Consider the following 8981-nt stretch of genomic DNA (forward strand, 5'->3'; position numbering starts at 1 on the left):
GGCGCGTGGGTTGTCGATGTACCCGAGGCTGTCCTCCCTTCCCTTCTCACTCCCGGGGGCGGACCACCTGCCCCTATACCTCGCGGCTCTCATGCATTACGGCATGGTTCCGCTGGCCGGCAGTGCGCTGCTGTTGGGACGCAGGCGCTGGCCGGTGGCCGTCGCGGTCGCCCTCACGGTCCTGGCCACGGTGACGCCGCTGATCCCCGCGGCCCTGGCCGCTCTGTTCACCGTCGCCTCGATGCGCTCTACCCAGACCACCTGCGCCGTCACGGCCGCGGCCCTGCTCCCGCTGCCCCTGTACCTGGCCCTGCAGCCGTCCCTGGCCTCGGCCCCGCTGGCCACCGCGCTGACCGGCGGCGTACTCGTCGGCGGCGCCGTGGGCTGGGGACTGTTCCTGCGTGGCCTTCACGACCGCGGCAAGCAGGCCAGGGCGCAGGCCGTGCTGCGCGCCGAGCAGATCCGCCAGCGCGAGCGTGAATCGATGGCCCGGGAGATGCACGACGTGCTCGCTCACCGGCTGTCCCTGCTGAGCGTGCACGCCGGAGCCCTGGAGGTGAATCCCGGCGCCCCGCCCGAGCAGGTGGCCCAGGCCGTCGGGGTCATCCGGTCCAGCGCGCACCAGGCCATGGAGGACCTCCAACAGGTTCTTGGCGTCCTGCGCACCCCTCTGCAGGCCGAGGGAGCCCGCCCCGAACCTCCGCAGCCGACCCTGGGAGACTTGGCCCCGCTTCTGGAGGAGTCCAGGACGGCCGGCATGCGCATCGATCTGACCGACGACGTCCCTGACTGGTCGAAGGTCCCTGCGACCACCGGACGGACGGCCTACCGGATCGTGCAGGAAGCCCTCACCAACGCGCACAAGCACGCACCCGGACATGACGTACGGATGACCCTGCGCGGCGCCCCGGGCGCGGGCCTGAGCCTAAAGATCTCGAACACGGTCCCCGCCGGGGACGGGCCCCGGCTGCCGGGCAGCGGATCCGGACTGACGGGCCTGCGCGAGCGAGCGGCGCTCGCGGGCGGCGACCTCACCTACGGCCGGGACGGGCGGACCCACCGTGTCCAGGCACAGCTGCCGTGGCCGGCATGATCCGTGTCCTGCTCGTCGACGACGACGCCCTGGTCCGCGCCGGCCTGCGCATGATGCTCGCCTCCGCTCCCGACATCGAGATCGTCGCAGAGGCGGCCGACGGCAGTGAGGTCGAGTCGCTGGTGGACCGCCACGGACCCGACCTCGTCCTGATGGACATCCGCATGCCGGGCGTCGACGGCCTGGAAGCCACCCGCCTCGTGCGCGCACGCCCCGGTGCCCCCGAGATCGTAATGCTGACGACCTTCTCCACCGACGGCTACGTACTGCGCGCCCTGCAGGCCGGCGCCGCGGGATTCCTCCTCAAGCACACCCGACCCGACCGGATCATCGACGCAGTACGGCAGGCAGCCGCCGGAGAACCCGTCATGTCCCCCGAAGCCCTCAGTCAACTGATCGGCACCGTCACGGCGACGGACGGCAGACCGGACGCCCCCGCGTCTACGCCGGTCCCCTCCGCCGACGCGCAGGAACAGCTGGGCCTGCTCGGCGACCGGGAACTCGAAGTCGCCCTCGCCGTCAGCCAGGGCATGACCAACGCCGAGATCGCGTCCGACCTCTACATGAGCATCCCCACCGTCAAATCCCACATCTCGCACATCCTGGCAAAACTCGACCTGAACAACCGAGTCCAGATCGCCTTGCTCGTCTACCGCTCAGGCCGAACCTGAACCATCCGCAAGATTCGCCCTTCGACGCCGACGGGCAGCTGCCCGACATCGCCCCGGGCATGCTCCTGGACGGCGACGACATCGGACGGTGGCTCCAACAGCAGAAGCAGCCGACCACTTGGGCACGCCTGCTGCCCGAGCAGCAAGCACGGCTGACCGCGCTGGGCGTGGAACCCGCCCGGGCGCCGCCTCCGGCCCCGGCGGCCAGCCGTGCGGCGAAGGGGGCCCAGCAAGGCGCAGCAAGGCCCAGCAAGCGTTCCAGCGGGGCCTGGAGGCCCTCACGCAGTGGGTGGAGCGGGAAGGCGCCCACAGGCCTGTCCCCAGGGCCCACGGAAGGGAGATCGCAGTCGAGGGCGAGGCGGAGCCGGTGGTCGTGACGCTGGGTGTGTGGGTCTCCAACACCAAGAGCCGCCGCGACAAGCTCACCGCCGACCAGCTCGCGGCCCTCGCGAAGCTGGGCGTGGACTGGGCGTGACAGGCTGCCCGGCTCGTCGTTGAGCGGGGAGGTCAGCGAAGTGGAGGCCCCGGGGCGTCGTGACCCCCGGGGCCTTCGGCTTGTCCTCCGGCACCGGGATGGTGATGCAACACGGTCTGCAACACGGCCCCTTGACGGCTGTTGGGTCACGTTTATGCAGTTCAGGGGTGCAACGCGCAGTCGTGTTGCAGCGTCGGTGTTGCACGGCCGGGGCGAGTGCGTTGCAGCGGTGGCGCGAACGTCACTGCTTCGGGTGGCGCGTTCGTCACGGCCGGGGGTGCCTTGCCGGGAAGCCCGCTCCCCTGTGGTCCGGAGCGGCTATACCGGAGCGGGGCCGACTGCCCTGCCTGCCGTAGGAGAAGGAGTCCACCGCCTCATGCCCGACGCCGCGAACACCCCTCCCACCACCCGCGCCGCCCGCGTACTCACCACCGTCTTCGTCATCATCGCCGTCGCCTACATGGGCTTTATGGCCTTCATCTCGGTACCTGAGCTCACGGACTACATGAGCGGCCGGGACATCGACTTCCCGGTCTTCCTGGCCATCGCGGCCGTCGCCGGCCCCGCCCTGTTCTGGGCTTACATCGGCCTCGGCTTCGGGCTGAGCAAGACGGGCTGGGCGGCAGGCATCGCCCTCACCGGCATCCTCACCGCCCTCACGTACGGGTGGCTCCTCGCCTCCTCCAACGGCCACGGCTTCTCCTACTGGCTGTTCCTCACCCTGATCGTCGCCACCAACCTCGGCGCCTTCTGCGTGATCCCCTACGTCCTCATTCTCGGCACCGTCGGACGCCGCTGACCCTCCGAGCCGGAGCCGCACAGGCCCGGCCTACGGCTCCTCATTCCGCGTACCCCACCGCCCGGCGAATCCCTCCAGGGCGCGGCGTTGCTGTTCCTCGCGGGCGATCTGCTGCGCGAGGACGTCGCGGTCGATGTACGGGTCGACGGCGGCGAGGACCAGGCGCTGGAGTTCGTCCGGCTCCAGCGCCTCCACTTCCCATTGGACCGGGTTCTCGATGTCGAAGCCGTAGCGTCGTGCGAAGGCCGGCCATCTCGGGTCGCCGCGCTTGCCCTCGGTCGCCGGGAGTCCGTACGCGCGCATCTGCTCGTAGGTGAGCAGCACCCGGGTCACCGAGCTCCAGCAGGCCGTCCGCTCCACCCAGTCCCGCTCGATGTCCTCACCGGAGCAGTCGAAATCGCCGACCACGGCAAGGTGGGCTTCGCGTTGCTCGCGGGCGACCCGGTCGCGGACGACGTCGGCGTAGGACTGGGAGCTGAAGCCACGGACCACGAGCACGGGGATGCCCGCGAACTCGAGCCAGCCGGTCGGCTGCTGCCGCAGGGTGTCCTTCTCCGCAGCGACGTACAAGGCGTGCTCCTGGCCCGCCGTGCGGTCCAGGCGGAACCAGTCGGGCATCTCCCGAACGAAGGCATCCGCGTCGGGCCAGGCCGGCGGGACGTGGACTTCGCGGACGGTGTCGATCAGGTCGGGGAAGCGGCCCTCGCGGCGGGCCTGGGCCAGTTGCGAGGACAGGCGGCGGTACATCGGCGGCGTGTGCGGCAGCACGCCCTCGGCCGCGAGCCGGTACATCACCTGTCGCAACGTGACCTTCAGCGGCGCATACCCGTCGACGATCTGCCGCGCCGGTTCCACGACGAGGGGCCACCGGATCCGTTCACGCGCCATACCGGTACATGTACCCCTCCGCGCCGCCGCCGGCCCCCGGACACGGGACAGACCTCTTCGTCCGGCTATCGCGGACAAAGAGACATCCGATGGGGTTAGCGGGTCAAGCCGCGATGGCCAGTTCGAGGTTCGGCGGGGAGGGGAAGGCGGCTTTCTCGCTGTAGGGCCTGCCGGTGGTGAGGCAGTGGTAGAGGCAGCCGAGGAGCCGGTTGTAGAGGTTTCTCTGGGCAGAGCTGTGGCGGTCGCCGGCCTTGCGTCGGCGGTCGTAGTGAGCCCTGGCACCGGGCGAGGCGGTGAGGGAGGCGAAGGCCCAGACGTAGCCGACCGCGGCGAGCCGCTGATTCTTGACCCGGCGAACCATGACCGCGTGGCTCTTGCCGGAGGCGCGAGTGACCGGTGCTGATCCGGCGTATGCCTTGAGGGCCCTGGCGCCGGCGAAACGGGAGCGGTCGTCGCCGATCTCGGCGAGCACCCGGGCGCCGCTGAGCGAGCCGAGACCGGGGAAGCTGGTGATGACGGCGGCATCGGGGTGCTGCTCGAAAAGCTCGACCGAGGCTTCGGCCAGGTCGTCAGCGGCGTTGCAGGCGGCCTCGAACTTGCCCAACAAAGCCAGGGCCTGGCGGCCCATCGCGGTCTCGACCTGCGGGAGCTGGCGCATCTGCGGGATGCGAAGGGCGGCGTGCAGGCGTTCGACCTCGGCGTCGATGCCGCGCTGGCGGCCGGCGCCTTTGAGCACGGCCTTCAGCTGGGTGCGGGTGAGGCGGGCGGCCTGGCCAGGGGTGGGTGCGACGGCCAGCAGGGTGCGGGCCAGGCCAGCGGTGAGTTGAAGCCGCCGGTGACCGGTTGGACGGCGGCGAGGTAGCCAGGGAAGTACTCACGCAGGTGGGAGCGGAGCTTGTTGCCGGACTGGGTGCGGTCCCAGACGGCATCCTGCTGCGCGCGGGCCAGGACGGCGACGGCCTGGGCGAGCTCGCTGTCGGCCGGCAGCTGGCGGTGGGCGTCGGCGTCCGTGCGCAGGATGTTGGCCAGCACCATCGCGTCGAGGTGGTCGGACTTCTTGCGCGAGACGCTGTGCCGCTCGCGGTAGCGGGCGGCGGCCATCGGGTTGACGGCGTAGACGGGCCGACCGGTCGCGCGCAGAGCGGCGACCAGCAGGCCGCGGGAGGTCTCGATCGCCACCGGTATCCGCTCGCCGGGGCCATCGCCGTGCTCGGCCAGGAGGTCGAGCAGCTGTTGCAAGCCCGCCGCGTCATCTCCGATCCGGGCCCGCCCGAGGAGCTTGCCGTCGCCGTCGACCACCGCGACGTCGTGGTGGTCGCTGGCCCAGTCGATCCCGCAGAACACCTTCACGGTCCTCCCCCTTGCTCTTCCGTCCGATGCGTACATCTGCTGGTCAAAGACCTGTGCGGAGGCACGCGACTCCCTAATGGAAGGGCTCTGGGCCCGTCATCCGATTAGTCGTTCGTGACCCCAGCTGACCGCAGGGGCCTCGGTCTGTGCAGGAGCTCAAAGGCGTCCCGGTGAGGTGAGAGGTGCACCCTGCGGCGGGCTCGGACCACGGACATTCGATCATCCGCGCGGCCGCGGCCGCGGCCGTGAGAGTGCCGGACGCCGGAGCCCTCCGATCTCTTTGTGGAGGTCAGGGCCTCAGGTGTCGTTCGGGAGTGACCCCGGCGCCTGGCACCCTCACGGTCGCGTTCCCCGGCGGCGGTTGGCCGATGCCCGGGGCCAGCGCCGCTTGGGACTCAAGGCCCATGGACGTTGGCTCACCGGATGTCAGCCGATCGCCGCCGAAATGAAGCCGGAGGCCGCGCTCTTTTTCGAGGTCTCGCGGGACCGGGTAACGGGTAGCGATCCGCCGGCTTCGATCCCCATTAGGTGTCGTTTTCCGAAGGGGACTTGCCCACGACATCTGACCTGCACGAACGCAAGATCACCGAAGTCGGGGGGTCCCACCTCCGGTCCCCCGCCCGGGGCCTGTCTCCCTGATCCGCGCTCACATTTGGTTGGCGTGCTTCGACTGCCAGGTGGCAGGGTGCAGTCATGGATCAAGCAGAGGTATTGCTCATCGGAGGGCGCGCCGGCGTCGGCAAGACGACGGTGGGATGGGAGGTCTCAGCGCGGCTGCGTGCCGCGATGGTTGCGCACTGTGTGATCGAAGGTGACTTCATGGGACAGGCCCATCCCGCTCCGGAGGGGGACCCACGCCGCAGGAAGATCGCTGAGCGCAATCTGACGACGCTCTGGTCGAACTACACCGAGCTCGGGTACCGCCGTTTGATCTACACGCAGACGGTGAGTGTTCTAGCTGAGAACGAGGGCATGTTCCGGCGTGCCATGGGTGCGGACGTCAGGATCGTGCGGGTGGTGCTCACCGCGTCCGATGCCACCGCTCGGGAGCGGCTGACTGGCCGGGAACTGGGATCGGAGCTGGAGCAGGAGTTGAAGGGCAGCGCCCGCAAGGCGCGGACTCTGGATGAGCAGGCGCCCTTGGACACGGTGCGAGTGGCGACTGACGGACGGACCGTCGTCGACATAGCGCGCGAGGTTGTGGGCGCTACCAGATGGCTGACAAGAGTATCCCGGTAGGATCCTCACCACTCAAGCAGACCCGCCCCGCAGCGCCGCCCGGATCCCTTACGCGTCGACGGCCTGGACCACCGCACGCGACCACTCCCCCGGCCGCGCGCCGACCTCGGGGACAGGCTCGAGGCGAGGGTCCACCGCCAGGCCGCCGCCGACACCTTTAGCCGGCCCGCCCGCCCCGTACTCGTCGCATGACTCACGCATCTCCCGTGCTCGCGCTCCGAAGCAGCGAGGCCGAGAAACGGGGAGCAGCGCCAGGAGTATGAGGAATGAGGCACGCCCGGGGACGCCGCCTGCGCCGTACAGCACGTGGCAGCCGGGGCGTGAACGAAGGTTCGCCGGGTATGCGCGGTCACACGACGAAGCGTCACCGCACCATCGAAGAAGTGGGGTCCAACCATGATGATCGCTGGAATCATCGCCGTCTGCGTGGTACTCGCCGTTCTGGCCTTCTTCCTGCCCCGCCTCTCCAAGCACCCCGAGCGCGGCACCCAGAAGACCCTCGGCCTGGGCTCCCGCGCGGGAGGCAAGGCCCCCGGCCCGCTGGGCCGCCTCTTCAGCAAGCCGTTCCGCAGCAGTTCAAAGGCAGTCGGCAAGAGTGGATCCGCTGGCCGCCGCCTTCGGGGCCACATGCCCTTCTGACCTCGCGCCCCTATCAGCCCGGCCCCCGACCCCCGTCGGCGGCCGGGCCGCGGTGTGTCTGGGGTGGACCCGACTCTCCTCACAAATTCGTGGTCCGACGGCGGGGCCCGCGTTGTCGTGGTCGGCGCCGTAGACCCGGCGACTGCTGCTGACAGCAAGGTCCCGTCACTTACCCGCGGGCCGGAGTCCGCGGCCCTCCGGGGCCGGGGCGGGTGTGTTGAAGTTCGGGCCAGGGCTTGCCACAGGTCACCCGGCAGGTCCGGCGCCGTCTCTTCTCTGCTGCGTCTCATGAGACCTGTCTAGGGCCTGGCACTGGCGTACAGCCGGGTTCTGCCTCTTCTTTCCCGTACGGCGACGCCCCGACTTCGCGGGCCGTCCCGCCGGGCGGGCGGTCACGCCCGGCCCGCCGGGGCGGCCTGCCCAAGCTCGGCAAATGGCTGGCCCTTACGCGTACGCGGGACCCGCGATTCACCCGGGAGGGTGAACCGCGGGAACGTCCTCGCACGGTCGGCGGCCCGACCGGTCCCGGGCCGCCATCAGGCGCGGCCCGGGACCTGACGGGGGCCGTCGATGCGCTAGCCGCACGGACGACCCACCCTGCGCCGGCCCCGGCGCAGCGCCAGGACCGCCGGCACGGCCACCGCCAGGACTTGCGCCACCTGGGCCCACTCCGGCGCCCACGCGCTCACCACGACCTCGACGACGTCGCCGACGACCGCGCGGGCCACCCGGCCCGCGAGCCTGCGGGCGGTGGGCCGGGGGCGCGCCGGCGCCGGCTCCGGGCGGCGCCGCTCCGGCTCCCGTCCCGACTCCGCACCCGTCGACTCCCAACCCTGATCTGACGTGCTCATGACAGCTCACTCCTTATGGCAAAGCACGGTTCACGCCTCCGAACGAAGGCGTGAACCGCACTGTGCGACAGGTGAGGGCAAGGCGCGCAAGTCCCAAAAAACCGCAGGTCAGAAGCTTCTTAGCCTGGATCGCGCACGTGCTACACCATCGACCCCCAAGCCCCGCAACCCCCGCCCATGTGACCTACGACACCGAGGAGAGCGGCCGACTCCGCATCGGAACGGCACGGGCTCCGGACATGACGAAGGGCCGCCCTCCCACCCGGTAGGAGAGTGGCCCTCGACCGGACCTACGGGGCCGGAGTGAACTCCACGTCCGTGCCGCCACAGCCGGCCGCGATGTCCAGCAGCCGGTCCCGCTCCAGCTCATCCACCGCCAGACCCCAGCGCAGCTTCGTCGCGGCCACTCCGCGCCGTACCGGCACAACACCTCCGACGAACCCGACCGCGGCAACCACTCCGCCGGATCCTGGTCGGACTTGCTGCGGTTCGAACGAGCCGTCACCGCTACCAAGGAGGCCGACTGCCCCTGGTCGTTCGCGTACGCCTCGCGCCTGGCCGCGGTCCACGAACCGGCGCCCGAATCCCAGGCCTCGGCCAACGGCACCATTTGGTCGATGTCCAGCGCGCCGGGCGACGTCACCTCCCGATCGTCGTAGTACGACCACCACACCCCGCCCGTCAAAGTGCAGCCCGGCCCGATCTGCGGGTACTCGATCGCCTGGGCCAGCAACACCTCCTGCCGGGTTATCTGCATTGCTCTGCAAGGACCGAGCCACATGTGTCACAGGTGCTCCTATCAACTGTGCCTCACTCCTAGGCCGTGTCCGCAATGTCGGTCGGTCGTTACTCCGTTCGTGGTGCGACGTCATGAACTGACTGATCAGGCCTGGGAAGTTATCGGGCCGTTGCTGGCCCCGCCCCGGATGGGTCGTCCGGTGCGGGACCGGCGACAGGTCCTCAACGGGATCCTGTG

7 protein-coding genes and 3 pseudogenes are annotated in these 8981 nt (G+C 70.2%); 6 read left to right on the forward strand and 4 right to left on the reverse strand.

Annotation, left to right across the window (positions count from 1 at the left end):
* Positions 1-103 precede the first annotated feature (103 nt).
* From ACFY0I_RS38000 to ACFY0I_RS38015, 4 genes and pseudogenes are all read left to right on the forward strand, one after another.
* Positions 104-1093: a sensor histidine kinase gene (locus ACFY0I_RS38000; RefSeq protein ID WP_388904256.1), complete on the forward strand. Its 990-nt coding sequence runs from the start codon at positions 104-106 to the stop codon at positions 1091-1093.
* Positions 1090-1764 carry a response regulator gene (locus tag ACFY0I_RS38005; protein ID WP_388904257.1) on the forward strand — a complete coding sequence of 225 codons (675 nt, stop codon included), beginning with the start codon at positions 1090-1092 and terminating at the stop codon, positions 1762-1764. The genes ACFY0I_RS38000 and ACFY0I_RS38005 overlap by 4 nt, the downstream gene beginning before the upstream one ends.
* Before the next feature lie 23 nt (positions 1765-1787).
* Positions 1788-2239, forward strand: a pseudogene (locus ACFY0I_RS38010) (helicase associated domain-containing protein); the annotation flags it as partial.
* Between the two features lie 376 nt (positions 2240-2615).
* Positions 2616-3038, forward strand: a complete 423-nt coding sequence (locus tag ACFY0I_RS38015; protein ID WP_388904258.1) for a hypothetical protein — start codon at positions 2616-2618, stop codon at positions 3036-3038.
* Positions 3039-3068: 30 nt separating this feature from the next.
* Here the strand turns inward: ACFY0I_RS38015 and ACFY0I_RS38020 are convergent, their stop codons facing one another.
* Positions 3069-3926, reverse strand: coding sequence for a hypothetical protein (locus ACFY0I_RS38020; RefSeq protein ID WP_388904260.1), 858 nt, complete (start codon positions 3924-3926; stop codon positions 3069-3071).
* Positions 3927-4029: 103 nt separating this feature from the next.
* Positions 4030-5312 (reverse strand): annotated as a pseudogene (locus ACFY0I_RS38025) (IS110 family transposase).
* A 657-nt stretch (positions 5313-5969) separates the two neighbouring features.
* On the opposite strand from ACFY0I_RS38025, the gene ACFY0I_RS38030 reads away from it, so the two are divergent.
* Positions 5970-6515, forward strand: a complete 546-nt coding sequence (locus ACFY0I_RS38030; protein ID WP_388904261.1) for an AAA family ATPase — start codon at positions 5970-5972, stop codon at positions 6513-6515.
* Between the two features lie 396 nt (positions 6516-6911).
* Positions 6912-7154 (forward strand): DUF6411 family protein, encoded by a 243-nt coding sequence (locus ACFY0I_RS38035; protein ID WP_073797252.1) that lies wholly within the window; start codon positions 6912-6914, stop codon positions 7152-7154.
* Positions 7155-7729: 575 nt separating this feature from the next.
* On the opposite strand, the gene ACFY0I_RS38040 is transcribed toward ACFY0I_RS38035, so the two are convergent.
* Both ACFY0I_RS38040 and ACFY0I_RS38045 read right to left on the reverse strand, forming a co-directional pair.
* Positions 7730-8005 carry a hypothetical protein gene (locus ACFY0I_RS38040; RefSeq protein ID WP_388904262.1) on the reverse strand — a complete coding sequence of 92 codons (276 nt, stop codon included), beginning with the start codon at positions 8003-8005 and terminating at the stop codon, positions 7730-7732.
* 290 nt (positions 8006-8295) lie between these two features.
* Positions 8296-8753: pseudogene (locus ACFY0I_RS38045) on the reverse strand (HNH endonuclease); the annotation flags it as partial.
* Between the last annotated feature and the right edge of the window lie 228 nt (positions 8754-8981).

The sequence above is a fragment of the Streptomyces sp. NPDC001568 genome (assembly GCF_042893755.1).
GTDB lineage: Bacteria > Actinomycetota > Actinomycetes > Streptomycetales > Streptomycetaceae > Streptomyces.